The sequence below is a fragment of the Candidatus Pantoea symbiotica genome (assembly GCF_056491525.1).
In genome coordinates, this window is sequence record NZ_JBSZHR010000002.1 from 2,243,869 (window position 1) to 2,268,880 (window position 25,012).

Here is a 25,012-nt window from a genome sequence, read left to right on the forward strand (position 1 = left end):
CATCTTGGCATTTGCCGGCCTAAATTTAACCCCAATCAATAGCCATAGTATTGAAGAGATTATTGACAGCTTTCAAAAAAATAATTTTATTTTTTTCTTTAAACTTCGTGGGTTGAGAACCATATACAGCGGCATAGTTATCCTTCGAGTAAAAGAAAGCATCTTTGATTATACTGACATCATTGTCTTTTTTGTCTTGAAAAATAACATCTGAAATAACCAGCGCTCCGTTAGGCCGAGGATAATAATATATATTTACACTGGGAATCAGATTAGATAGATATTTATACTTTTGTTCTTTATCAGTAATGTTTTGAATGGTCTTTTTAAGTTCATCTTCATCATATCGATAGTTTTTACTCACTTTATCCCAAATCAGGTAACTAGCGCCGCCTGTAGCATAAGCTTTTGGTGTCAGATTAAAATAGTCCTTAAGCCCTTTGAAGTAAATTGGCACTGGATTATCGCGACAATCTGTTTTAAGAGATGCTTTTTTAATTTTTGAATAATCAAATTCAACACTATTGAATTTTATAGTCCAACAATAGTAAATGTCTTTTGCATGCGACAGCGGCGCAGCCATAAAAAGGATAAATGAAAGAGCAAAATACATTCAACAACTTCTTTAAACAATTAGTTGCAGAGATCATTTGTGAACATATTGATTCTATTTTCGAGCTAACTATCATTTTATGAAATCACTCAAACTGCTAACCATTAGCAAGATAAATTTCATTACCGTTTTTTTTAAAAATTCATTTAAGCAACACTTACTCATCCGAAATCAATAAAAAAGGGAGTTACATTTCCTTTGATTATCAATGTCATTTTTGAATATGACTTTAACCTTCTTTTTTATATCCCAAACGCCAGGAAATGAATTCGTTGTACAATCCACATCATATGGTGCCACATACTTCCCATCAAGTGATATTTTCCCAATGTAAATTGATTTACCTGTAGAAAAAGAGTCATCAACATCATGTTCTCCTGACGATAAATCCTGCCAAAAGCCTTTACCTGATAAAATATTTTCTCCCCCATTAAAAGTCGAGATTATTGCTTGATAAGTCCTGAAATGCGCATCAATAACCACTAATGCTAATATTAACTCCTCTTTAAAATTCACATCCACTACAGAAGCGATTTTTGAATCAATAAAAGGGATATCGTAAAATTGTAACGATTTTCCATGGCAGAATTTAATATCATTAACTTTTAAGTATTTATTGCCAGGCGCAATTAGCACTCCAACCTTATCACTTGTCAAAGATATAATACCCGCACCCGAACTCATAGTCTTTTGCCAGTTTTTAATCGCACACGAATACTTTGAATCGTTGATAGTATTTAATACATTCATTACCCCATATTCTTTTCTACTTAACTGTATTTCTAATCCATCGATATTTATTTTATTATAAGACTCTCCCCATGAAGAGAATGAAATAACCAAAAAAAATATAAACATCAACTTAGGATTATTAAAAGTCATCACCAATCAACTCCTTTGCTCTTTTCGTTGCAGTTTTTCGTTGTGCCAACCCCAAATCTGCACCATTTATTAAAGACGTCACACTCAATGCGATAATATCATCATCTGAGTTATTCAACTTATCCGCATCCATTACTTTAATTACACCCTTTTTAAAACAGCAAATAAAAAAACCACCTGTATCAATACAATTGTAAGCATTTTCTGTAATTTTATGGGGTGAATCAATATTTGGTGGTCTTTTTTTCATTTTAGCTTTATTTTTCTTCTTATATTCTGAATCAGTCCACCATGAGCTATCATAATCATCTTTGTTAAGCCAGCCCCGATATACCCAATAGCTTGAGTATGTATCTAAACCAGTTAACATTTTAAAACCCCTGCCACGAAATTTTTGAGCATCAAGATCACCACAGTTACCATTTTTCCAACTATAGGATCCAGCTATATATCCTCCACGAGAGTTATATTTTTTTCCTGAATAATAATTATCTATTTCTGCATCTTCAGAACCATACCAATGACCCAATTCAGAAGTTTCATTTAAGGTAGAATTATCCACTATTCGCCCTCCCTTTTGCACTCCATTATCTAAAATTTGTATTTGACTGACTTCTTGCATAGACAGCAGATATCCGGATTCCACAGCTCCTTGCCCTAGGAAATGGCTAATCCTATTAAGATTAAATAAGTTATACTTCCTCATAATTATATTAATGTCCAAATAATATTCTTCCGTAATCATCTCAATGTCATTTATTGTCACCTTTGATTTTTTGTTAGTATTTGCAGTCATTACTTCTTTAATTAACCTACAATCCATCCACCCACATCGTCTAAAGTGTTCAATAAATGCTTTTGGTTCAAAGCTCCAAACTTTTTCAGATGGATGGCCATTTCCATCAAAGCATAGCGCCTCAACATGATTTTTAAACTCGTCATAATCGCTACTGTTCATTCCAACTCTTTCCTCATTAGCTTTCTTAAGCCATGAAAAACGAGATTCAAAAGTCCCGAACCCCCATTCAAAAGGAAACTTACAAATCACCCCCCCTTTAATTTCGGTATAAAAATCTCCTTCTTGCATTTTTTTTAAAACTTCTGAATTGCACTGACTATTTGTATCACAGTCATCATCAATTAGATTCCATCCCATCCAATGAGGAAAATCAGCATCACTGAATTTTTTGATTGTATCAACAGCAAAATTGACGACACCTTTCCCCCCTGGATAGTTTATCGTCATCCATAAAGGTGCATCTGCCGGAACCAACTTTTCATGATCTACATTTATAACCCTTCCAAATCTTAGTAATTCATAACCTGCACTTGGGCAATTTTTATAACGAGACTTAGCGGTTTTATAAAGATTATATTCATATTCTTTTTCATCAACATCAATAAGCGCTTCACCGACCGTAAAAAAGCGCCCTTCAACATTTTCATCCTCCTGCCTCGTTACCACGGTGCAACTTCCTTTAGCCAGAGTCATGCTGGCATACAAAGGTACCGTACTGGTATGTAATTCACTAAGACCTTCAGTGGCAGTGCTATTGTTCTCGGGTGTTTTATTATAAAATTTTGTCCCGACAGGCAAAACAAAATGAATATCGCCATAAACAGCATCGGTTCGACCATCACGGGTGATATCCAGTTTCTGCGTCTTTCTTCCGGTTAATTTTTCAATGTTGTCATCGTCACAAAATATCTGAAAGTGGAAGGCATTTTCTCCATCCACCATGCCAGATGTTCCTAATGCATCCTTACGATATATCAGAGCATCACTTTTAATGGCTGCGTTAAGTGATTTCAAATGCATATATAACGAGTAAAAAACCACCTTGCCGTTTTCACCACTGCCAATTTCCGTTTCATGTTTCAGCAACACATAACCATTGTCAGTTGCACCATTCAGATTCAATGGCTCAGCACATTTTGCTTCGTCATTGGCAGGAGTGCGAAAAGATACGACCTTGCCATCTGCAATTGCCCTAACTTTTTCTGGGCTACTGCTGTTATCCGTATGTTTAATATGAATTCCGCCATGCCATGAACCGGCTGCACTCACAGGATAACCGCGGTGCGTGTCAGAAGCCATCACGCGACTAATCCATGCGGCATCAGTTTCTGTTGAAGTTCTGGTTTTCAAAATGGGTGGACTGATGATCATTTGGTGACTCCCTGTCAGGAAAAAGTGAATTTGCTCGAAGGCTCTTTTTTTATGACGGCCAGGCTTGGAAAATCTTCCGGTTTGTTCGACTGCTCCAGTCGAACATATTGACCCGCTTGCGTTCGGTAATCTCCTGCAGTAGCTGACTCGATTGCATTAGCATCCAGCGTGATATAACTCCCGCCGCCGTTCAGCGTGATCTTCTTCTTCGCAATGATTTTGATTTCATCCTCAGTGCTTACAATGCTGATTTCCCTGCGCGCCAGCAGCTCCAGCAGATCGTTCTGCGCCTGCAGCTGCACCGGCCCCTGATTCGCAATCAGCCTGATGCCCAGCTTTCGTACGAACACGCTCAGCGCGTTGCCCACACCGATGAACAGGTTTTTCACCACGCTGACGTCGGCATTTTTGCCCGCCGTCGTCATCAGATTCTGCGTTGCGGAGAGCTGCAGATGCCCGCCGCTGGTCAGCGCCATGCCGTCCGGTGCGCTCAGCAGCAGCACCGACTTTTTCAGCGCCTGCACCTGCTGCTCCAGCAACGCTATCTGCGCACGCAGGTCTGCCGGGTTTGCCGTGGCCTTTTGCGCATCGCCGGATATCTCCGCCATCTGCTCGCGCGCCTGGTTCAGGTTGCCCAGCGCCGCCTGCATGTCCTTCTGCTGCCCCTGTGCCGCCGCCTGCCCGTCGGCGCTGATAAACAGCCCTTTGCCAGCCCGGATGGCGCCCCAGCTGTCGGTGCGCAGCTCGAAGCCTTCGCCGCGCGGCTGGCGTTCACCGTCGACCAGATGACCGAGATTCAGCTGGCTCTTGCCGCCATATTCGGTGCTGAGCTTGATGTGTTCCTGGCCGCGCGTGTCGTCGAGGCGCAGCTTGTTGTTAGCAGGCGTGCGTAGCACGTTACGCCTGTAGTTGCGGATGGTGACGTGGTCGGCGCGGGATGAATCGTGCAGCACGCCGGCAATGTAAGGACGGTCCGGATTGCCATGCTCAAAGCCAATCGCCACTTCGGTGCCCGCCAGCAGCGGCAGGTGCAGGCCGTAGGTGTCGCCGGCGAACGGGCGCGACTGGCGCACCCACAGGCTTTCATGCCCGCTTTCCCAGCCCGCACGGTCAAACAGCATGCTGACGCGATAGCGGCCGTCGCGGTCAATGTGCCCATAAGTGTCGTTGGTGGTGGTGCTGGTGATGCGCGCCGGTAAGGTGCCTGCCATCACCGGACGCGGTGCCGGTTCCGGGCGATAGCCGTAGCGGCCTTCCGCCGGGATGCCGTGAAACGCGGTTTCCATGCTGCTGTCGCGCGCCGCGCGGCAGACCAGCGAGGTGATAACCACGCCGATGCGAAACACCTCCGCCGCGTTGCTGCCGCTGGCGCGCACCACCACGCCGGGCATCAGCGAAGCACAGCTGGATTTGGCGCTGAGCCGCGTCTGGCCGTTGAGGTAGCGCTCGTGGCGCAGCCGGGCGTAGAACGCACCGCTTTCTGTGGCGGGAGTCGCGCTGTACGCCTCGCCCGCCTGCAGGTAGTTATCCGCCCAGTGATAGGCTTCGCCACAGGTGGTGTCGTCGCCGCCGGTGACGTCGGCCTGCGCGTTCATGTCGGCAGTGGCGTCGCGGTAGTTGTAGTCGCGGGTGCTGACGGTTTTCTCCACCACCCGGAAGCGGCTTTCCATCTCCCACACCGACTCCACGCCGTTATCGTGCAGGCCGGACGGCGGCACGGCGGGCAGCGTCAGGCCGGTTTCATAGCCCTGCGGGCCGTCGTAAAACTCCACCACGTCGATGTTAAGGCGCGTGTCGGTAGTGAAGCGGAACCAGATGCCCACTTCCGCCAGCAGGCGCGAGACGAAGCGCAGGTCGTCTTCGTCAAACTGCATTACCTGCTCGCGCTTCGGGTAGTCGCGGCTGAGGGCAAACACGAAGTCCTGACCGCGCATGCCGTGGCGGTCGCGCAGGATGGATTCGACAATCTGCGGCACCGACGCATCCTGCCAGATGGCGTTCTGCCGGGTGCGCGCCAGCAGCGCGAGGCGCGGCTGCAGCGTGATGGCGTAGCGCGCCTCATCGGCCGACATGCCGAGCATATCAAAGCCGGTGACCACGCCCTGCACCACGCGCAGCGGATTAGCCTTGCGCAGCAGGTCGGCGAGGCTCTGCGGTGATGGCTGCAGGGTCAGCGAGGCGGTTTTCATCAGCATGGCTTCGCGGCTGATATTTTTATCAACGCTGGTGAAGATGATTTTCCAGCTGAACGGCACACTCAGCGCTTCTGCGCCTTCAAAGCTGAGTACGTCCAGCGGGGAGGCGCTGTCGGTGACCTTCAGTCGGTGATGGCTGTGACTGAAGAAGGGGATGGCCGTTTTGCTCATGGTTAAATCCTTTTAAAATGCCACGTAAGCGGGGCGTCCATTCGCTCAGAATGGTAAAGGTTATGACGCCTTTTACTAAAGCAACTAACCTAAATTTAATGTTTAAAAAAAGTATAATTTCGATTAACAATTACTCCCTTGACCTATCAGCATTTATTAAGAGGGAGTCGAAACCTGATCTTAATTAAACTAATTCGCCACCTTAATTTTATATATTTTTTCAAAACCTTGGCCTGCACCACCTACCAATCCACCTTTCATTTTTATGCAAAATTCCCCTGGGAATTGAGGTTTCCCTTCAATAACAAACTTATTATATAAGTATTTTGTGTAAAATTTCTCAGTATCAAACTTCAATTTCAACCCTGAATTATAAGGGTGAACCTCATAATGGAAGTCGACAATAGGACCAGAGCCACCAGATACATTCACGGGAACATAATACATTTCCCCAACTCGCCCATCTGGCAGTTCATTTGGTTGAAATGAAACTTTCTTTACACAACCTGAAATAAAAAACACATAAATAAAAAAGAAAATTAGCTTATTCATGTTTTTCAAAGCTCGTTGAAGGTATATCAATCCTATTATTGAGAAAAATATAAAGCACATATATCTATTTAATGATTAATTTATACTTCTTATAAAAACCCCTTTCTGACTTCATTGCCCTAGGGTATAACCAGACACAACAATATTATAACTCCCGGACTTACAAGGGGCGCCAACTATTGTTAGCTTATGATAATAAAAATTCACGCAACCTTCACCTCCAATTTTATATTTTATTGTTTCAGGCTCCCACATTTAATAAATTAGTTTGATTCTCAAATGAACTCCATTCAAACCATACACTTATAACTCTTTTCCGATACCACCTTTTGTTTAATTCATAACGAACACTACAAAAAAGATAAATTAAAAAAATTACTTTTTAATTAATCATTAATTACCAGGCGATACTTACGATAAAATCCAATACCTGAATACATTGTTCCAAGAGTATGCCCTGACACAATAACATCAAAATCACCTACTTTACTCGGGGTGCCGTAAATAATTATCTTATGATAATCTTCATTCATTTTCTCTTCTCCTGCAAAAACATACATTGTTGTTTTCGGCTTCCACATCAGGCCAGAATTAGAAGGAGTTATGATTACCGATACACTAGTTTTATTAACTGGACCTCCCTTTATCTCAATTTCATTATGATATTTTACTTTCAGTGTTGCATTCGAAAGTTTCATTACCTCAGGCAACACTTCGGGACTGGCACTACTACATCCAGAAATTATAACAACAACAAGGATAATTAAAAATTTCATTTATTTTAATGGCTTAAAAGCCACCCCTCCAAATATATGTTTACGTACATAGTCCAAGTCTTTATTTATCTTGATTTGCTGACCAACAATCCCCCATGAAAATAAATTCAATTCAACATTATCGCTGGGATTTGAAAACTCAGTAACGTCTTCTCCTTTGTCATTTTTTAAAGTGCCATCCCATACTATCCAATGATTTTTAGATAGAGTTTCTTTTGGCCCAAAACCAGACAACATTCCGGCTGATATAAGACAGACCACTTTACAACCGTTTCTAGCATGTTCGTTTAAATGAGCAAGATCTTTAACATTACTTCTCAATAAACCTACGTTGCTAAACACCTTTACATATCCAGCTTTTTCAAACCACTTAGTGAGCTTATCCCATACAGTTATACCTGCCACTTGGTCATCTACTTCATCATAACTCATAATTAAATTTTCAGAATCTCTAAGGCTAGCTAAAGTTATCCAATCCAGCCCAGAGATCCTTTCTCCACCATAGGAATAAAAACTTCCCTTAGGGTGTCTGCATCCATCACTAGGACTTATTACTAAATCATTTATTTTGGTTTTACCATATAGCCAAAGTTCGTTAGCAGCTTGCTTATAAACATCAGGTCGATCAATCTGTAGACAATAAAAAAATGCAGCAGGTCCACAAAGACTAGTTTCGCCTTGATTAGGATAACTTCTACGATTCAATCTTGATATTATTTCAGTCTCAATTTTCCTTTTTTCAAAAGGATCATCAGGGCCGTTAATAGGGTATTCTTTTGCTATAAATGATCTCTCCATACACGTTATACTTACATTTTTTATATTATTATCATCACTATCATTGGCCGGTCTAGTTTGTGTTTTAGCCTCAAAGTAACAAATATTTTCGCGCTTATCATTCGAAAAGCTCTGCCCTGAAACCATTTCTCCCAATGTGTACATTTTTCTTGAAGGAGATTGAGATACCAAAACCAGTTTGCCGCCATGCTTACGATATAAATTCATTTCTAGCATGTAAATTACCGACATAGCGTCTTCGGTATCATTGATTTCATGTTTTTCCGTTTGATGTGAGGATGAGAAAACCTTCTGGAAAACAGAGACTAGAACATGCTTTTCACCTTTGCCATCAATGCGATATATTAGCAAGTCATACAAAAGCTCATGACCAGGAATATTGGATTCTATTTTTGTGTAAACAATATAACTAGGCATTAATTACATCCATAATTAAATTTACCGAAATATCTTGAGCCTGAGCTGAAGTAAATAACTTAGTGTAACCTTTATCATCAGTGAAACCTTCAACTATCGAACCATCAGCTAAATATGCCTTGTAAGGGCTGTTTAAAATTGGAGTTCCATTATCATTTGTAAACAAATATCTAACATTATGGCTTTCATCATCTATAGCATTCGCTAAAGAGTGAAGTTCAGGCTTACTCTGCGATTCTGGTAGCCTATTGTAATGACCGGCTTTAGTTCTGAAGTCTCCCATCGTTGCTAGCTCAATCGCATTAGCATCCAGCGTGATATAACTCCCGCCGCCGTTCAGCGTGATCTTCTTTTTCGCGATGATTTTTATTTCATCTTCGGTGCTGACGATGCTGATTTCTTTCCTGGCCAGCAGCTCCATCAAATCGTTTTGCGCCTGCAGCTGCACCGGTCCCTGATTCGCAATCAGCCTGATGCCCAGCTTTCGCACGAACACGCTCAGCGCGTTGCCCACCCCGATAAACAGGTTCTTCATTACGCTGACGTCGGCATTTTTGCCCGCCGTCGCCACCAGATTCTGCGTCGCTGAAAGTTGCAGATGCCCGCCGCTGGTCAGCGCCATGCCATCCGGCGCGCTCAGCAGCAGCACCGACTTTTTCAGCTCCTGGACCTGCTGCTCAAGCAGCGCTATCTGCGCGCGCAGGTCTGCCGGGTTTGCAGTGGCCTTCTGCGCGTCGCCGGATATCTCCGCCATCTGCTCGCGCGCCTGGTTGAGGTTGCCCAGCGCCGCCTGCATGTCTTTCTGCTGCCCCTGTGCCGCCGCCTGCCCGTCCGCGCTGATAAACAGCCCTTTGTTTGCGCGGATGGCGCCCCAGCTGTCGGTGCGCAGCTCGAAACCTTCGCCGCGCGGCTGGCGTTCGCCGTCCACCAGATGACCGAGGTTGAGTTGGCTTTTGCCGCCGTATTCGGTGCTGAGCTTGATGTGCTCCTGGCCGCGCGTGTCGTCGAGGCGCAGCTTGTTGTTGGCAGGCGTGCGCAGCACGTTGCGCCTGTAGTTGCGAATGGTGACGTGGTCGGCGCGTGACGAGTCGTGCAGCACGCCGGCGATGTACGGACGGTCCGGGTTGCCGTGCTCAAAGCCAATCGCCACCTCGGTTCCTGCGAGCAGAGGTAAATGCAGGCCGTAGGTGTCGCCGGCAAACGGGCGCGACTGGCGCACCCACAGGCTTTCGTGCCCGCTTTCCCAGCCCGCGCGGTCAAACAGCATGCTGACGCGATAGCGGCCGTCGCGGTCAATGTGGCCGTAGATGTCGTTGGTGGTGGTGCTGGTGACGCGCGCCGGTAAGGTGCCCGCCATCACCGGACGCGGTGCCGGTTCCGGGCGGTAGCCGTAGCGGCCTTCCGCCGGGATGCCCTGAAACAGGGTTTCCATGCTGCTGTCGCGCGCCGCGCGGCAGACAATCGAGGTGATGACCACGCCACTGCGGAACACCTCCGCCGCGTTGCTGCCGCTGGCGCGCACCACCACGCCGGGCATCAGCGAGGCACAGCTGGACTTGGCGCTGAGCCGCGTCTGGCCGTTGAGGTAGCGCTCGTGGCGCAGCCGGGCGTAGAACGCGCCGCTTTCTGTGGCAGGATTCGCGCTGTACGCCTCGCCCGCCTGCAGGTAGTTATCCGCCCAGTGATAGGCTTCGCCACAGGTGGTGTCGTCGCCGCCGGTGACGTCGGCCTGTGCGTTCATGTCGGCGGTGGCGTCGCGGTAGTTGTAGTCGCGGGTGCTGACGGTTTTCTCCACCACGCGGAAGCGGCTTTCCATCGCCCACACCGACTCCACGCCGCTGTCGTGCAGGCCGGACGGCGGCACGGCGGGCAGCGTCAGGCCGGTCTGGTAGCCCTGCGGGCCGTCGTAAAATTCCACCACGTCGATGTTGAGGCGCGTGTCGGTGGTGAAGCGGAACCAGATGCCCACCTCCGCCAGCAGGCGCGAGACGAAGCGCAGGTCGTCTTCGTCAAACTGCATTACCTGCTCGCGCTTCGGGTAGTCGCGGCTGAGGTTAAACACGAAGTCCTGGCCGCGCATGCCGTGACGGTCGCGCAGGATGGATTCGACAATCTGCGGCACCGACGCATCCTGCCAGATGGCGTTCTGCCGCGTACGCGCCAGCAGCGCCAGGCGCGGCTGCAGCGTGATGGCGTAGCGCGCTTCGTCGGCCGACACGCCGAGCATATCGAAGCCGGTCACCACGCCCTGCACCACGCGCAGCGGTTTGGCTTTGCGCAGTAAATCGCTGAGGCTCTGCGGTGACGGTTGAAGGGTCAGCGACGCGGTTTTCATCAGCATGGCTTCGCGGCTGATATTTTTATCAACGCTGGTGAAGATGATTTTCCAGCTGAAGGGCGCGCTCAGCGCCTCCGCGCCTTCAAAGCTGAGCACGTCGAGCGGTGAGGCGCTGTCGGTGACCTTCATCTGATGATGGCTGTGACTGAAGAAGGGGATGGCCGTTTTGCTCATGGTTAAATCCTTTTAATTCGCTGTTCTGACATTACTTTTCTCCCGAGCCTAAGGCGGCCGCGAGAATATTAGGTTAATGTCAGCCCTAAGGTTCCTGGCTTTCCTCAGTAGAGTTTTCAGTCACGCTGTGCATACCGTCACGAGTGTTTTTCTGTACGGCTACGGCACCAAACAACGCCATAAAGAACGACACACCATAAAAGCCTTTTTCACTCGGCATCAGAGTGGCATTCCACAGCCCAGCAACCAGCAACACCACGGCAATAGTGAAGGCCAGCAGGCAAACCATGTGATAAAGGTGTGTAGTCGGAATACCTTCCAGCCGGTCGCGTACGGTTTTTTGCAGCGAAACCGCCGCGAACAGTCCGAGGATCAGCACCGCGAAGTAGTAGCCTTTTTCATTCAGCTGCATCTCCGCGCGCCACAGGCCTGCCAGATAAACCAACGTGCCTCCCAGCATGGCGATCCAGGATATCGCGATAAAAGCGGGTGAAACTGGGATATTTTGGGTTTTCATACACACTCCTTGCTATTAAAAAACGTCACGTGTTCAGAAGATGAAGCTCACTTCACCCTCTTCATTGGTATCCAGCGTCAGGCTGTCGCTTAAGGTGCCGCTTGCGCGGTGCTGCAAAATCATCTGGCTCAGCACCGGCAGGATCTGCTGATTGAGCAGGCTGTCGACGTTGCGTGCGCCGGTGTCTGGCAGCAGACAGGCGTCGGTGAGTATGTCGTACAGGCCTTCGCCGATAGTGGTGCGGATACCGTAATGGCGTTGCAGACGCTGGCTGACCTGGCTGAGCTTCATCTTCACGATGATGCGCATGGCATCGCGCGCCAGCGGGCGGTAAATCACCGTCTGAAAACGGGCCAGCAGCGCGGGCTGGAAGTGGTCGCGCAGGATCGGGCGCAGACATTCCTGAAGGTCGGATTCGCTCGCGTCCGGGGTTTCGTCCAGCAGCTGCATCAGCGCATCGCTGCCGAGATTCGAGGTCATCAGAATCACGGTGTTGCGGAAGTCGATTTCGCGCCCTTCGCCGTCGCGCATGAATCCACGGTCGAACACCTGATAGAACAGGTTAATCACGTCGCGGTGCGCTTTTTCCACCTCATCGAGCAGCACCACACTGTACGGACGCTTGCGCACCGCTTCGGTGAGGATGCCGCCCTGGCCGTAGCCGACGTAGCCTGGCGGCGAGCCTTTGAGCTGGGAAACGGTGTGCGCTTCCTGATATTCGCTGAGGTTGATGGTAATCAGCGACTTCTCGCCACCGTACAACAAATCCACCAGCGCCAGCGCGGTTTCGGTTTTGCCGGTGCCGCTGGTGCCGACCAGCAGGAATACGCCCTGCGGGCCGTTTTCGGAGGTGAGTCCGGTTTTCGAGGCGCGCAGGCGCTGCGCGATGGCGCTGAGCGCGGCGTCCTGACCCACCACGCGGGTGGCGAGCTGGTTTTCCAGCGTCAGCAGTTCGGCCTGCTCATCCTTCATCAGCGACGACAGCGGCACGCCGGTCCAGTCGGCAATCACGCCCGCCACGATGCGCGTGTCGACGTCGGCGGTGAGCAGCGGCTCGCCGGGTTGCAGCGCGTCTAGGTCGGTCTGGAGCTGTGCGATTGCACTGCGCTGGCTGGCGTCTTTGCGGCCTTCCAGCAACTCTTGCATCAGCGACTGCACGATGCCGTAGCGCTGCTCCAGCGCCTCAAGCTCTTCATCGGTTACCGTAATCAGACCGGCGATTTCGGCCAGCCGATCCTGCGGGATGGCGCCGCCTAGCGCTTCGTCATCGAGAATGGCGCGCTGCTCAATGTTCAGCGCGTCTAGCTTTGCGCGCAGGCGGGTAATCGCTTCCGGCACCGTGTCCTGGCTCATGCGCACGCGCGCGGCGGCGGTGTCGAGCAGGTCAACCGCCTTGTCCGGCAGCTGGCGGCCGGTGAGATAGCGGCGCGACAGCGTGACAGCAGCGCGCACCGCTGCGTCGGTGATGTGCACGCCGTGATGCTCGGCGTAGCGCGATTTTAGTCCGCGCAGCATCAGGCAGGCGGTGTCGTCGTCCGGCTCGTCGACCTTCACCATCTGGAAGCGGCGCTCCAGCGCGGCGTCCTTCTCAAAATACTGCTTGTACTCGCTCCAGGTGGTGGCCGCGATGGTGCGCAGCTCGCCGCGCGCCAGCGCCGGTTTCAGCAGATTAGCCGCGTCGGCGCCGCCCGCTGCGTTGCCCGCGCCGATAATGGTGTGCGCCTCGTCGATAAACAGCAGTACAGGATGCGGTGCGCTCTGCACCTCGGTGATGATGTTCTTCAGGCGCTGCTCAAACTCGCCTTTCACGCCCGCGCCCGCCTGCAGCATGCCGAGGTCCAGCGTATGCACGCTCACCGGCTTGAGGCTGTCCGGCACGTTGCCCTCACTGATGCGCAGCGCCAGCCCTTCCACCAGCGCGGTTTTGCCGACGCCCGGCTCGCCGACCAGAATCGGGTTGTTCTTGCGGCGGCGCGACAGGATATCCACCATCTGGCGGATTTCGTTGTCGCGGCCAAATACCGGGTCGATTTTGCCATTGCGCGCGTCGGCGGTGACGTCGCGGGTGAAACGGGCAAGCGCTTCGGTGGAGGAAGTTCTGGTTTCGCCAGGGGCGGTCTGTTCGATAGTGCTGACCGGCATCTCCGGTTGCTCCGCTTCCGCACGCTCGTCGGACTGTGCGTCCAGCATCGGCTGTAAGCGCTCCAGCTGGCTCATACGCAGGCTGAGCAGCGGCCACAATCCTTCACAGCCCACCAGCGACGGCTGTTCGGCCAGCGCCATCATCAAGTGGATGCTGCGTATTTGCAGGGCGCTATCGGAAGCCGAGGCCATCAGCCACGCCTGCTTGAGCAGCGCTTCTAATGAAGACGAAAGCTGCGGACGCCCGCGCACCGCGCGCGGCTGACGGTCGAGAAATGCCAGCAAATCCTGCCAGATGGCGTCCATATCCCACTCGTAGCGGCGCGCAATGACGGTGATGTCGCCCTCGCCCTGCTCCAGCAGCTTGAGCAGCCAGTGCTACGGCTGAATTTCGGCGTGCGCGCGGGTCTGGCACAGCGACGCGGCGGCTTCAAGCGCCTGCGCGCAGAACGGATTGAGGCGGCGCAGAAGCGCGGCTGACTGACTGTCCATGGCAAAATCTCCTGATTGGGGGCACGCTACCGCCCGTCGCCGTGAACCAAAGCGCATAAGGCAGCAGGAAAGATGGGAAATGACTTGTGGTTTCACCCGTCGAAGATGAAATCACCAGGCATCTGGCGTGGTGGGTATTAAGGTCGCCATGAATGGCGACCCTACGATCCTCCGGGTGTAAAAATCCCGGCCCGGCGGAGGGATTACGCTAAATAGTTCGTGTCGCAGGAAGGCGGCAAGCGAGTGCAGCCCCGGGAGCTTACATAAGTAAGTGACCGGGGTGCGCGAGCGCAGCCAACGCACCTGCGGCGCGAAATATGACGCGTAATCAGGCGGTGGCGCGTTCGTTCCACGAATCGGAATGAATGATGTTGCCGTCTTTATAGGTCCAGGTGATTTTTTCGTAGCGCAGCTCAATCTGCTCCAGATGGTTGTGCTTCTCTTTCGACGGGTCCTTAACGTCGTGCATCACCGGATTGACCTTCACCACCTTCACGTTCTCCAGTTTGGTGTTGAAATATTCCACTTCCTGGCCGGCGTCGCTGATGCGGTACCATTTGAACTCGGCAGATTTCAGCGTCTGGCCGGTGGTGACCGCTTTGTAGAGGTACGGGCTGGACGAGTCGATTTCCTTGGTGAACAGGAACGGCGTGTGAATGCGCGTGCCGGTTAGCTTGCCGGTGTTGTTGTCGGTCGGGATGTACAGGTTATGTTCCTGCGCTACGATTTCGATGCTGCCTTCACGGTCCTGCACGTCCACCGATCCCTTGATGTCCGCACCGCCGTCGTCCTTCAGCCACAGATAAACCGGAATTGCCATGTTGTTACTCCTTTTCTTCATGATTACCGTCACCATCCTGTGATGACGGGGGGATTGCGTCCGCTGCCTGGCAGGCGTCGGCCTGCGGCACCAGACTGATTTCAACGCGCCGGTTGGCCGCGCGGCCTTCGGCAGTGTCGTTGGTCGCCATCGGACGGCTCTGACCAAAGCCCTGCACCGCAAAGCAGCTCTCATCCACGTCGCCGGTGTCGCGCATCCAGTCGCGCACCGCTTCGGCGCGCTTCAGCGACAGACGCTGGTTCAGCGCCGGATAGCCGGTATCGTCGGTATAACCCGCGACTACAATCAGCCAGCCCGCGCGCGCTTTGATGTTGACCAGCGCGTTAACCATCACTTTGGTCGAGCCCGTTTTCAGATCGGATTTGCCGGAATCGAACAGCGACATCGCGTCCAGCCGTACCAGCGTGGGTTGCGGTTTCGGCTTCGGCGCAGGTTTGGGCTTCGGCTCCGGCACCCACGTACTGATGGCGTTCAGCACTGGCAGATGCAGATGCCCGCCCTGATACAGCCCCAGACTCAGGCGCAGCGGCGCGCCCTGACGCGCATAGTTGTCGAGCTGACTCGCGTCCTCGCGCAGCACCTGCACAGCAGCGAGCTTCGGCGCGTAGTCGGTCATGGCAATACGGTTGTAGTGTTCGAGGTCGAATACGATGCGATGGATTAGCGACTGGTTGTTCCAGGCCACCGCACAGAGTGCGATGACTGCGGCAACGGCGAAGGCCGTGATCGCCGTGCGCAACGCGCGGATGCCCGGCGTCAGGCCACGGCCTTCTGGAAGCAGCGGAAGGATAAAGTCGGGCAGTATGACGGGCGTATTCGCAGCGGTACCGGCGCTGCGGATAGTGGTGTGCTGCCACAGCCAGGCGCACCACAGAGAGTCATTGCCGGCGCCCGGCATAGCGGGTTGCAGCTGCAACACATATGCGGCGGGTATCACGGCGGCGACATCACTGTGCGCCTCTGTCAGCACGCGCAGCACATGCTGACGCGTCCACGCATCCAGCGAGTTGAGCAGGACCTGCTGCTGCATCGCCACGCTTCCGCCCGACTGCAGCCATTCACTGGAGCCACGCGGTGAGGTGTCGTCCTGCCAGATTTGTGGGCTATTTCCCGCCAGCTGTACCTGCCAAAGCGGTGCAGCGCACTGCGTCATCTCGCCGGCAACGCCGATGTTAAGCAGCAGCGGCAGCGACTGACGGGTTTCACGGCGCAGTAACGCAATTTGCCAGCGCAGAGCGAACAGAACATTTTCCAGCACTGTGCTGTCCTGCTGTTGCTGTGGACTGATATTGAGGCAGATTGAAATCTGACGGCCCCAGTCGGGACGTTGCAGCAACAACTCACGCACGTTGTGCTGCAGTTCGCTGCTATCGGCAACGTGAATAAAGCAGCCTTGCGGCAGCACGCGTACCGCTTCCTCGTCCGACAGGCCGCTTGCATCGCAGCAAAGCACCACCGGCTGCCGATAAGGTGCATCGGGCAAATCAGTCCATTCCTGACTCGTCACATGCTTGCGGCGGCGCAGCACTCTGAACGTTACCGTGCCAGCCAGCAGCAGTATCGCCAGCAACACGAGGAAATCGCTGCTGCGCGTAAAGCTCAGAAACTGCGTGCACAACACCGCCGCAAGCAGCCAAATCCAGAGCACCAGCAGGCGTGGAAGCAGCGTCGTCATCCTTTGACTCCGGGCAGCAGCGCCGTGATGAGGTGATCGAGCCAGTGATTCAGCCCCCACCAAAGCGCGGCCAGCAGCAGCGCGGTCAGGCCAAGACGTGCAGGCCAGCTGCTTAACCAACCCGCTCGCAGCCCACCACTTGCCAGCGATAACAACGGCGCATCCGCCGCACGCGTGAAAGGTGGTACGCGCTTAGTCAGCGCGCTCACCAGCTGCTGGCGCGTGGGTGCATCAATGGAGGTATAGCCACCGAGAAAGCCGAGCATCATCACGCGGTGAAAACAGGTCAGCACCATTTCATCGGCTTCCGGCTGCGCCAGCACCCGCTGCATGCGGTCGCACAGCGTTTCGCCCGCATCCATGGTCTGTAAAAAATGGCCCTGTAGCGGCATGTGATACCACTGCACGCAGGCATCATCCTGCACGCCGCGCCCTTTCACCGCCTCATCCAGCAGCGCGCACTGCGCCAGCAGAACATCATTACGGCTCTCGCGGCTGACGCCCGCGTCACGCAGCGTGTGCTGCACCCGCTCCGCATCACTGACGCAGCGCTGCCACAGCGCCAGCCCTTCGCCTTCAGTAAATTGTGGGCCGTGGCGCAGGCTGATCACCTGCAGCCAGGTGTTTTGCAGCAGCGCATCAATATCGATATTTTTTGCTTCAGTACTCATGATCTCAGCACCGCGAAGAGTTCCAGTTCCGGGTCACCCAGCGTGCCGGGTACGTAAAACATGCAGCTGCCGCTTTCGAGCATCGCGCGGGACGCCGGATGGGACAGATCCAGCGAGAAATACTGGTTCTCCAGGCGCAGCGGAATTGCGGCCGGGACGTGGCTCAGCGGCTTAAGCGGAATGCCGAGCTGCGAGCTGTTGACCAGCGCAGTCACGTCATCCGGACTGCCGACTTTGCACTGGCGCGGGAACTGCTCCTGCAGTTGCGCCACCGGCAGCGGCGAGCGCACCGACAGGTAGAAATCGGCTTCCTCGCGCAGGCGTGGATCGTTGAGGCGCGCCTGCCACTGACGCAGACGGCTGTCGTGCGTCATGTCGATTGCCACCATGCGCGACGGCAGGCTGGCTTCCAGCAGCGTGCCGAGCAGGCTGAACAGCGGAGGGAACACTTCATTCAAATTTTCATGGCGGTAAGCCGGAATGGCGCTCACCTGATGCTCCAGCGAGAACGTCAGCAGACTGCCCGCCAGGCGCGCCAGTTCGGGATAAAGCCGTTCCGGCGGGCTTTGCGGATGACGCTGAAAATCGGCCAGCAGTGGTTCGGCGCTGTTTAGCGCGTTGAGCAGCCAGAACAGCGACACGTCGGCAACGGCAAAATCCGCCATGCGCTGATTACTTTCGCGACGCATGGACATTAATCGCACCAGACGTGCACGCAATTGCGTGACCAGCAGTTCTAGCGCGGTCATCAGCCACGGGCTGGATTGCAGGGTCAGCAGCGGCGGCAGGAACTGGCTGTCCAGCGCCCAGCCGCCCTGCGCATCCTGCTGCAGACGCGCCACTGGACAGGTCAGCCAGTCGCTGTTGTCCTGATGTGCATAACGCAGCGTCAGTTCAGGCTGCAATACCGCAACCTGCCGGGTGTCGTCCCCGAACAGGTTGCGGATATCGCGCCAGCGCTGACGGAATCGTACCGGACGCTCCGCCACGTCGCTCTCCTGCAGGCAGTTGCCGCCGTTGGCGTAGAGCTGCGGCAGCGCCAGAACAACCGTCACTTCCTTCTGCTCCGCCTCAAGCGTCAACGTCGGTGGCAGCGGATCGGCGTTGTGGGTATCGATCAGCGTGCCATCACGAAAACGCAGGTGCAGATGACGCGGCTTGAGCCGGCCAAGCTTCAGCGCATCCGGCTCAAACTCAACCTTAAATACGCCCCACGGCTGATTAAGCCCCATGCGCGCAATGCACTCGCTGTGCCACGCCTGCCAGGCGGACTGCTGCTGAAAGTGCTGGGGCGAGATCATGGTGCCCCGGCCCCAGAGTGGTTGTTCTGTTTTCATCCCTGAGTTCCGCCTTACGCTTTAGCCTTCGGCATCTGAGATACCAGCGACAGGTTCACGTCCATGCCTTCCACCTGGAAGTGCGGGATGGCGAACAGCTTGACGCGGAAGAAGCCCGGGTTGTCCTCGATATCTTCAACCAGCACCTTCGCATCGCGCAGCGGATGTGAAGACTGCAGCTCGTCGCCCGGATCGGTCATCTCGGTCACCAGCGTGCGCACCCAGGTGTTGAGTTCCAGCTCCAGCAGGCGGCGGTCTTTGGTGGTGCCGATGTTTTCACGCTGGATCAGCTTCAGGTAGTGCGCGATGCGCGACAGCAGGAAGATGTACGGCAGGCGCGCGTTGATGCGGCTGTTAGCGGTGGCATCAGCGGTGTCATACAGCGCCGGTTTCTGCGTCGAGTTGGCCGAGAAGAAGCAGGCGTAATCGCGATTCTTATAGTAGGAAAGTGGGATAAAGCCGAGGTTAGCGAACTCGAACTCGCGTGTTTCCGGGATCATCACTTCAGACGGGATTTTCACCTGGTTGCCGGTGCCCAAATCGTACAGATGGATCGGCAGATCCTGCACCGCGCCGCCGGCCTGAGGGCCACGGATTTGCACGCACCAGCCGTTGCTGATGAAGCTCTGCACCATGTTGGCAGCAAAGGCGAACGAGGCGTTGGTCCACAGGTATTTGTCGTGGTCCGGGCCTTTCACTTCTTCGATGTAGTTGAAGCTACGCACCGGCACGGTGTCCGGGCCATAAGGCAGACGACCCAGCACGCGCGGCATGGTCAGGCCGATATAACGCGAGTCGTCGGTGTCGCGGAACGACTTCCACTTGATGTATTCGGCGCGGTCAAAGTAGTTGCCGATGTCTTTAATCGCCGCCACTTCTTCCATCGATTCTTTGAGGAAAAACTGCGGACCGACAGAACCGATAAACGGCATGTGTGCCGACGCCGCTACTTTCGACAGGTTGCGCAGCAGCGCGATGTCCTGTGCAGAAGCATCGAACTCGTAAGCTGAAATCACCGCACCAATTGGCTCGCCGCCCGGCGTGTCGTATTCAGCCACGTAAGTTTGCAGATAGAGGCCGCTCTGGATGATTTCCGGCGCGTCTTCAAAGTCCTGACGCAGATCGTCTTTCGACACGTCCAGCACTTCGATTTTCACGTTCTGGCGGAAGTCGGTTTTATCCACCAGCGACTTCAGGCCGCGCCACGCCGATTCCACTTTCTGGAACTCGTCGTGATGCATCACCGCGTCGAGCTGGCGGCTGATCTGGCGGTCCAGCTCAGCGATATGGTGATCCAGCAGGTTTTTATCCAGCTTCTCGACCTTCGCGCCGCTGATTTTCAGGCGCGTCAAAAACACCTGCATCGCGGCGGTGACGCGCTCGTCGGCGGTGGCATCAGACATCGCCTGATTGTCCTGCCAGACGTTGAGGTCGCTCAGCTCTGACACCGGATTGAGGTTGATTTTTTCAAACAGCGACGCGTAGACGCCGCCCGCAGCCGGGCGATCCAGCACGGTGGTTGCGCCGTTAGCATGGGTTTCATTCTGAACTGACATCAGCATTCTCTCTCTATAGTCCGTTACGGGGATGATCAGGCTTGATCGGTGGCTAACGCAGACAGCTCGCTGCGCAGTTCATCGCTGAGTGCCGGGTCTTTCAGGATGGCTTCCAGCTCTTTGCGGAAAGTGACGTTATCCAGCAGGTTAGATTTGAGGTCGCGCAGCAGATTGCGCATCGCCAGCATGGCGCGCAGCTGAGGGATTTGGCGGGCAACCTGCTCCGGTTCGAAGTCCTTCATGTCGCGGAAGTTCAGCGCCACGTTCTCTTCGCTGCCGTCACCGGCGAGGGTGTTTGGCACGGAGAATTTCACTTCAGGCGCGATATCGGCCAGCACGCTGTTGAAGTTGTTTTTGTTAACGTTGATTTTTTCACGTTCAGACAGCGGGCGGTCTTCCGCGCCGTTGCTGAAATCGCCGGTGACCAGCAATTTGAGAGGGAGCTCGGTCTTCTTCGCCGCTCCACCTGTGTGCAGGTCAAGCTTGAGGTTGATACGGGCTTTGGGGATTTCATTCTGATAAGAGTTGCTCATGTTTACTCCTTGTAAAAATGGCGCGGAAAGCACGCGTAGGCACACTTTCCCTGTGTGTTACCGCGCGAATATATAGCTGATATTTTAGGATGGCAATAAAGCGAGGTGAACTTTGCGATATGATTTATATAGGAAATTTCTTATGATTTGAGTTAAGCCACTGATGAACCCTAGCAAAGTGACTAGGATTTTTCTCAAAATTATTTTTGACCTGAAGTGCCATTTCTCACCAGAGATACTTTTACAGGAATCAATAATACAATGGCGCTAATTGTTACCGAAGGGTGATTTTGTCAGGCCGAAAGGGGCGTAACCAATAAAAAACCCGGCTCACGCCGGGTTTTGCTTAGGCTACATTCTCAATCAAACGGTTAACTGTAAGCGTGCAGCGTGCGTTGGCACAGCGCTGAACGGACGCAATCCTCTTTGCCGAAGCGCACCACACCAATCATCTCATCCTCTTCGAAGCGCGCTAACGCATCGGCGAGACCAGATTTAGCATGGGACGGCAGGTCGCACTGGGTGATATCGCCGTTGACGATAACCGTCACGTTTTCCCCCAGGCGAGTCAGGAACATCTTCATCTGTGCGGCGGTGACGTTTTGTGCCTCATCAAGGATCACCACAGCATTTTCAAAGGTACGTCCACGCATGTAGGCGAAGGGCGCGATCTCTACCTTGGCAATTTCGGGCCGCAGGCAGTATTGCATAAAGGAAGCGCCGAGACGTTTAACCAGAACGTCATATACCGGTCGGAAATAAGGCGCGAATTTCTCGGAAATGTCTCCGGGGAGGAAACCGAGATCTTCATCCGCCTGCAGAACCGGGCGCGTCACGATAATCCTTTCGATATCCTTATTGATCAGGGCCTCAGCCGCTTTGGCTGCGCTAATCCAGGTTTTTCCGCAGCCGGCTTCACCGGTGGCGAAAATAAGCTGTTTCGTTTCTATGGCATGGAGATAGTGTGCCTGAGCTTCATTTCTGGCTTCAATCGGCCCGCGGTCACGTGCATCACGCGCCATACCAATCGAATCCAACCCACCCATTTGCACCAGCGAAGTGACCGATTCTTCTTCACGCTGACGGTGACTGCGAGAGTCGCTACGAATAACGCGTCTTGCTTCACGACGTGCTTTGATCACTGCTTTCTGTCTTCCCATAGTGGCACCTTACAGTTGGTTTCATTTATCGCGGCGGATCACCCGCGGCGATGACTTGAACGCTTTAGAGGTTTAGTTGGCTTCCTTGTAAGCCGTGTCGAGCCAGTGAGAATGGTACGCATCAGCGCCGAGACGCAGGCGCGCACCGGTAAAGAAAATGAGATTGAACGAGAACGATGTTTGAAAAGTGGAGAGGTTGTTTAGCAGGGAAGAAATCCCCCGCAGTGTACTGCGTGTGTTGAAACTATTTAACTGTCCCAGAGAGAGACGAATCATGCGCGAACTCCAGTGGCTTAGCCACACAACTGACAACGCTTATGAATAAAGTGCATCATATTTGCGGTGGTTTGCAACATTAATTTTACGTCCCGATAAAGAAAAAAAGATAAGCGAAGCCTGAGGTCTTTTACCTTAAATTAAATTTATTAGCTTTATCAGATGGATGCTTTATTGGCGGGTGGTAGAACTTTTTAGGAACATTCGGAAACGACTACGTCCAGCGTAAAGTTTAAGGAATGCTTAACAAACGCGCCTGCGTATCGCTAGCCTACGCAGGCGCTGCACATTTATTAATCAGGCCTGCAGTAACGATTGCCCGAGATAATGGTTTTTATCCGCCACGCCCGGCAGTGCGAAAAAGTATCCGCCGCCAACCGGGCGAATATATTCTTCCAGCGCTTCGCCATTCAGGCGCTGCTGCACGGTAATAAAGCCTTTGGCTAAATCATGTTGGTAACAGACAAACAATAAACCCATATCCAGCTGACCCGATCCGGTAATACCGCTGGAATAGCTGTAACCGCGCCGCAGCATCAAGCTGCTATCGGTTTCCGGCGTACGTGGGTTGGCGAGACGAATATGCGCATCCAGCGCAATTAAATCACCATCGGGATCTTTGCTGTAATCCGGTACGTCATGCTCGTTTTTCATGCCGAGCGGCGCACCCGATAACTTCTCACGGCCAAAGATGGTTTGCTGCTCGCCGAGCGGCGTGCGGTCCCACATTTCGACATGAAAACGGATGATGCGCACCGCCTGATAGCTGCCGCCACGCGTCCATGCCGGTTCCTGCTGCTCGCCAGTGACCCACAACAGCTGGTTCATCAACGCCGGATTGTGGGTATCAGGATTGGCGGTGCCATCTTTGAATCCCAGCAGGTTGATCGGCGTTTCTTTGCCGTTGCTGCGCGCCGCATGGTCGGCAATAAAGCCGTCGCGACGCCAGCGTACCGTCAGCAAATCCGGTGTGCGTTTGATGATGTCTCGCAGCGCGTGAATCACCGTATCCTGCGTATTGGCGCAAATCTGTAGCAGCAGGTCGCCGTGGCACTGTTCAGCATCCAGCGAATCATTGGGAAAACGCGTCATGGTTTGCAGCTGCGCCGGCTTGTGTTTGTTCAAACCGAAGCGCTCATCAAACAGCGAGGTGCCCACCGACAAGGTCATGGTGAGATTATCAGGCGCGATATCGGCACCGAGAATCCCTGAATCCATTGGCGGCAGCTGCGGATTGGTGACAGCGGGCGCTGGTCCACCTTGCGTGAGAAATGCGAAGCGCTCGGTCAGCAAGCGGAACAGACGTTCAAGCTCGGCTTTATCGCTGGCCAGCACATCGAACGCCACCAGCATCATCGAGGCCTGCTGCGGCGTAACGATACCGGCTTGATGATCGCCGTAAAAAGGTTGCGCCTGCTGGCGCGAGTTGGGTGCAACCGTGCCGGGAGAGAAGCTATCGGCGGCGGCCGTGTGGAACGGACAACCGGCGCCGAGGGCGGCCGCGCCGCCCAACATGCCTAATCCCTGCAATAATCGACGACGCGACGGCTGCGCCGCGTCATTTTTATCACTCATGATCAGTCGAGACCCAAGGTTCCACGCAGCAGGGAGAGATCTTCTGCCAGCGTGGTAATCGGGCCTTTCAGCGCGTTACGGTCAGCGGTGGTCAGTTTTTCGTACGACTCAAAGCCGTCTTTGGTGCGATATTTGCTGAGAATGCCGTCCACTTTCTTGAAGTTAGCATCCACTTTCGCCAGCAGCTGCGGATTGTTTTTCTGCAGCAGCGGACGCAACAGATCAACGATTTTCTGCGCGCCATCAATGTTGGCCTGGAAGTCAGAAAGATCGGTACGGCTGTAACGGTCTTCTTCACCGGAGATTTTGCTGGAGGCCACTTCTTCAATCAGACCCGCCGCGCCGCCGACCACTTTCGCCGGTGGGAACGCCAGTTCGCTGATGCGGGTTTGCAGATCCAGCACATCCTGATTCAGCTTAGTGGCGAAATCTTCGGCACCTTTGGTGGTGTTATCGGCGAACAGGATTTTTTCCAGGCGGTGGAAACCGGTGAATTTCGGATCTTCGTTTTTCTTCTCGAAGTCATCTTCACGCGCATCAATGCTGCCATCGAGGTCGGAGAACAGCTCGGCGATCGGTTCGATACGCTCGTAATGCACACGCGTTGGTGCATACAAGGCTTTGGCTTTCTCGACATCACCGGCTTTCACTGCATCGGTAAACGCCTTGGTACCCGCCACCAGCTCTTTCACTTCGTTCATCACGTAGACTTTGTAGTCGGCGATAGGGCCAACCAGCTCCAGCACATCCGGTTTGCCAGATGCCACTTTCTTCGCATCACCGCTGACGACCAGCTTGCCCTTCGGGTTGCTCAGCAGGCCGCAGGTCATGTCATATTCTCCCGCTTCCAGATTGGCGGTCAGTTTCTGGCTGAAGCCTGGCGCGATGTTTTCACGCTCTTCCACCACCATCACCCCTTTCAAAATCTCCCACTCCAGCGCTTTCTGACTGTTGTTTTTGATGATGAACTGGGTTTTACCGGCCTGCACGTTGAGCGACATCGGCTCACATTGTTTGTCGGTCACGGTAACCGTGACTTGCGGGACGGCAGCAGCAGAAGCGGCACCGGAAAGCGCCAGCATAGCAACCAACAGCGCCTTACGGCGGAAGCGAATCGTCATAGTGATATCCCTGTTACATGGAAGAACAGG

At 53.1% G+C, this 25,012-nt stretch carries 20 protein-coding genes; all 20 read right to left on the reverse strand.

All coding sequences use genetic code 11. The features are described from left to right. Window positions 1–25: 25 nt before the first annotated feature. The 20 genes from ACXIZX_RS11070 to efeO all read right to left on the reverse strand — a co-directional run bounded on the left by ACXIZX_RS11070 (window position 26) and on the right by efeO (window position 24,982). Window positions 26–613 (reverse strand): hypothetical protein, encoded by a 588-nt coding sequence (locus ACXIZX_RS11070; protein WP_479404158.1) that lies wholly within the window; start codon window positions 611–613, stop codon window positions 26–28. A 171-nt stretch (window positions 614–784) separates the two neighbouring features. Further along, entirely contained in the window at window positions 785–1,495 is a 711-nt protein-coding gene (locus ACXIZX_RS11075) for a hypothetical protein (RefSeq protein ID WP_479404873.1), read from the reverse strand. After that, entirely contained in the window at window positions 1,485–3,665 is a 2,181-nt protein-coding gene (locus tag ACXIZX_RS11080; protein ID WP_479404159.1) for a M23 family peptidase, read from the reverse strand. The genes ACXIZX_RS11075 and ACXIZX_RS11080 overlap by 11 nt, the downstream gene beginning before the upstream one ends. 14 nt (window positions 3,666–3,679) lie before the next feature. Next, entirely contained in the window at window positions 3,680–6,031 is a 2,352-nt protein-coding gene (locus ACXIZX_RS11085; protein ID WP_479404160.1) for a type VI secretion system Vgr family protein, read from the reverse strand. Between the two features lie 189 nt (window positions 6,032–6,220). Next, window positions 6,221–6,583 carry a hypothetical protein gene (locus ACXIZX_RS11090; RefSeq protein ID WP_479404161.1) on the reverse strand — a complete coding sequence of 121 codons (363 nt, stop codon included), beginning with the start codon at window positions 6,581–6,583 and terminating at the stop codon, window positions 6,221–6,223. 386 nt (window positions 6,584–6,969) lie between these two features. Next, a complete protein-coding gene (locus ACXIZX_RS11095) occupies window positions 6,970–7,359 on the reverse strand; it encodes a hypothetical protein (RefSeq protein WP_179450349.1) in 390 nt (129 codons plus the stop codon). Next, window positions 7,360–8,574 (reverse strand): hypothetical protein, encoded by a 1,215-nt coding sequence (locus ACXIZX_RS11100; protein ID WP_479404162.1) that lies wholly within the window; start codon window positions 8,572–8,574, stop codon window positions 7,360–7,362. Further along, window positions 8,567–11,086: a type VI secretion system Vgr family protein gene (locus ACXIZX_RS11105; RefSeq protein WP_479404163.1), complete on the reverse strand. Its 2,520-nt coding sequence runs from the start codon at window positions 11,084–11,086 to the stop codon at window positions 8,567–8,569. Before ACXIZX_RS11105 ends, ACXIZX_RS11100 begins: the two co-directional genes overlap by 8 nt. 85 nt (window positions 11,087–11,171) lie before the next feature. After that, window positions 11,172–11,603: an inner membrane protein YiaA gene (gene yiaA / locus ACXIZX_RS11110; protein ID WP_479404164.1), complete on the reverse strand. Its 432-nt coding sequence runs from the start codon at window positions 11,601–11,603 to the stop codon at window positions 11,172–11,174. A 33-nt stretch (window positions 11,604–11,636) separates the two neighbouring features. Further along, complete coding sequence (gene tssH / locus ACXIZX_RS11115) at window positions 11,637–14,117, reverse strand: type VI secretion system ATPase TssH (RefSeq protein WP_479404874.1); 2,481 nt, start codon at window positions 14,115–14,117, stop codon at window positions 11,637–11,639. A gap of 448 nt (window positions 14,118–14,565) precedes the next feature. Then, entirely contained in the window at window positions 14,566–15,057 is a 492-nt protein-coding gene (gene hcp / locus ACXIZX_RS11120; protein ID WP_154157409.1) for a type VI secretion system effector Hcp, read from the reverse strand. A gap of 4 nt (window positions 15,058–15,061) precedes the next feature. Continuing rightward, window positions 15,062–16,753: an OmpA family protein gene (locus ACXIZX_RS11125; RefSeq protein ID WP_479404165.1), complete on the reverse strand. Its 1,692-nt coding sequence runs from the start codon at window positions 16,751–16,753 to the stop codon at window positions 15,062–15,064. Next, window positions 16,750–17,424, reverse strand: coding sequence for a type VI secretion system protein TssL, short form (gene tssL, locus ACXIZX_RS11130; RefSeq protein WP_479404166.1), 675 nt, complete (start codon window positions 17,422–17,424; stop codon window positions 16,750–16,752). Before tssL ends, ACXIZX_RS11125 begins: the two co-directional genes overlap by 4 nt. Beyond that, window positions 17,421–18,761 carry a type VI secretion system baseplate subunit TssK gene (gene tssK, locus ACXIZX_RS11135; protein WP_479404167.1) on the reverse strand — a complete coding sequence of 447 codons (1,341 nt, stop codon included), beginning with the start codon at window positions 18,759–18,761 and terminating at the stop codon, window positions 17,421–17,423. The genes tssL and tssK overlap by 4 nt, the downstream gene beginning before the upstream one ends. 14 nt (window positions 18,762–18,775) lie before the next feature. After that, window positions 18,776–20,323 (reverse strand): type VI secretion system contractile sheath large subunit, encoded by a 1,548-nt coding sequence (gene tssC / locus ACXIZX_RS11140; RefSeq protein ID WP_479404168.1) that lies wholly within the window; start codon window positions 20,321–20,323, stop codon window positions 18,776–18,778. Between the two features lie 29 nt (window positions 20,324–20,352). Then, window positions 20,353–20,850: a type VI secretion system contractile sheath small subunit gene (gene tssB, locus ACXIZX_RS11145; protein ID WP_479404169.1), complete on the reverse strand. Its 498-nt coding sequence runs from the start codon at window positions 20,848–20,850 to the stop codon at window positions 20,353–20,355. 371 nt (window positions 20,851–21,221) lie between these two features. Then, on the reverse strand, window positions 21,222–22,010 hold the full coding sequence (gene phoH / locus ACXIZX_RS11150; protein WP_008105319.1) for a phosphate starvation-inducible protein PhoH: 789 nt from the start codon (window positions 22,008–22,010) through the stop codon (window positions 21,222–21,224). Window positions 22,011–22,082: 72 nt separating this feature from the next. After that, window positions 22,083–22,286: a hypothetical protein gene (locus tag ACXIZX_RS11155; RefSeq protein WP_061718478.1), complete on the reverse strand. Its 204-nt coding sequence runs from the start codon at window positions 22,284–22,286 to the stop codon at window positions 22,083–22,085. Between the two features lie 297 nt (window positions 22,287–22,583). After that, entirely contained in the window at window positions 22,584–23,861 is a 1,278-nt protein-coding gene (gene efeB, locus ACXIZX_RS11160) for an iron uptake transporter deferrochelatase/peroxidase subunit (protein ID WP_479404170.1), read from the reverse strand. 2 nt (window positions 23,862–23,863) lie between these two features. Continuing rightward, on the reverse strand, window positions 23,864–24,982 hold the full coding sequence (efeO, locus tag ACXIZX_RS11165; RefSeq protein ID WP_479404171.1) for an iron uptake system protein EfeO: 1,119 nt from the start codon (window positions 24,980–24,982) through the stop codon (window positions 23,864–23,866). Between the last annotated feature and the right edge of the window lie 30 nt (window positions 24,983–25,012).

Bases quoted from the DNA above. Each gene is read 5' to 3' on its own strand.
- hcp (WP_154157409.1), bottom strand. From the start codon at position 15,057: ATGGCAATTCCGGTTTATCTGTGGCTGAAGGACGACGGCGGTGCGGAC.
- tssC (WP_479404168.1), bottom strand. From the start codon at position 20,323: ATGCTGATGTCAGTTCAGAATGAAACCCATGCTAACGGCGCAACCACC.
- tssK (WP_479404167.1), bottom strand. From the start codon at position 18,761: ATGAAAACAGAACAACCACTCTGGGGCCGGGGCACCATGATCTCGCCC.
- ACXIZX_RS11125 (WP_479404165.1), bottom strand. From the start codon at position 16,753: ATGACGACGCTGCTTCCACGCCTGCTGGTGCTCTGGATTTGGCTGCTT.
- ACXIZX_RS11100 (WP_479404162.1), bottom strand. From the start codon at position 8,574: ATGCCTAGTTATATTGTTTACACAAAAATAGAATCCAATATTCCTGGT.
- ACXIZX_RS11070 (WP_479404158.1), bottom strand. From the start codon at position 613: ATGTATTTTGCTCTTTCATTTATCCTTTTTATGGCTGCGCCGCTGTCG.
- phoH (WP_008105319.1), bottom strand. From the start codon at position 22,010: ATGGGAAGACAGAAAGCAGTGATCAAAGCACGTCGTGAAGCAAGACGC.
- ACXIZX_RS11075 (WP_479404873.1), bottom strand. From the start codon at position 1,495: ATGACTTTTAATAATCCTAAGTTGATGTTTATATTTTTTTTGGTTATT.
- ACXIZX_RS11090 (WP_479404161.1), bottom strand. From the start codon at position 6,583: ATGAATAAGCTAATTTTCTTTTTTATTTATGTGTTTTTTATTTCAGGT.
- ACXIZX_RS11080 (WP_479404159.1), bottom strand. From the start codon at position 3,665: ATGATCATCAGTCCACCCATTTTGAAAACCAGAACTTCAACAGAAACT.
- ACXIZX_RS11155 (WP_061718478.1), bottom strand. From the start codon at position 22,286: ATGATTCGTCTCTCTCTGGGACAGTTAAATAGTTTCAACACACGCAGT.
- tssL (WP_479404166.1), bottom strand. From the start codon at position 17,424: ATGAGTACTGAAGCAAAAAATATCGATATTGATGCGCTGCTGCAAAAC.
- ACXIZX_RS11085 (WP_479404160.1), bottom strand. From the start codon at position 6,031: ATGAGCAAAACGGCCATCCCCTTCTTCAGTCACAGCCATCACCGACTG.
- efeO (WP_479404171.1), bottom strand. From the start codon at position 24,982: ATGACGATTCGCTTCCGCCGTAAGGCGCTGTTGGTTGCTATGCTGGCG.
- ACXIZX_RS11105 (WP_479404163.1), bottom strand. From the start codon at position 11,086: ATGAGCAAAACGGCCATCCCCTTCTTCAGTCACAGCCATCATCAGATG.
- tssB (WP_479404169.1), bottom strand. From the start codon at position 20,850: ATGAGCAACTCTTATCAGAATGAAATCCCCAAAGCCCGTATCAACCTC.
- efeB (WP_479404170.1), bottom strand. From the start codon at position 23,861: ATGAGTGATAAAAATGACGCGGCGCAGCCGTCGCGTCGTCGATTATTG.
- ACXIZX_RS11095 (WP_179450349.1), bottom strand. From the start codon at position 7,359: ATGAAATTTTTAATTATCCTTGTTGTTGTTATAATTTCTGGATGTAGT.
- yiaA (WP_479404164.1), bottom strand. From the start codon at position 11,603: ATGAAAACCCAAAATATCCCAGTTTCACCCGCTTTTATCGCGATATCC.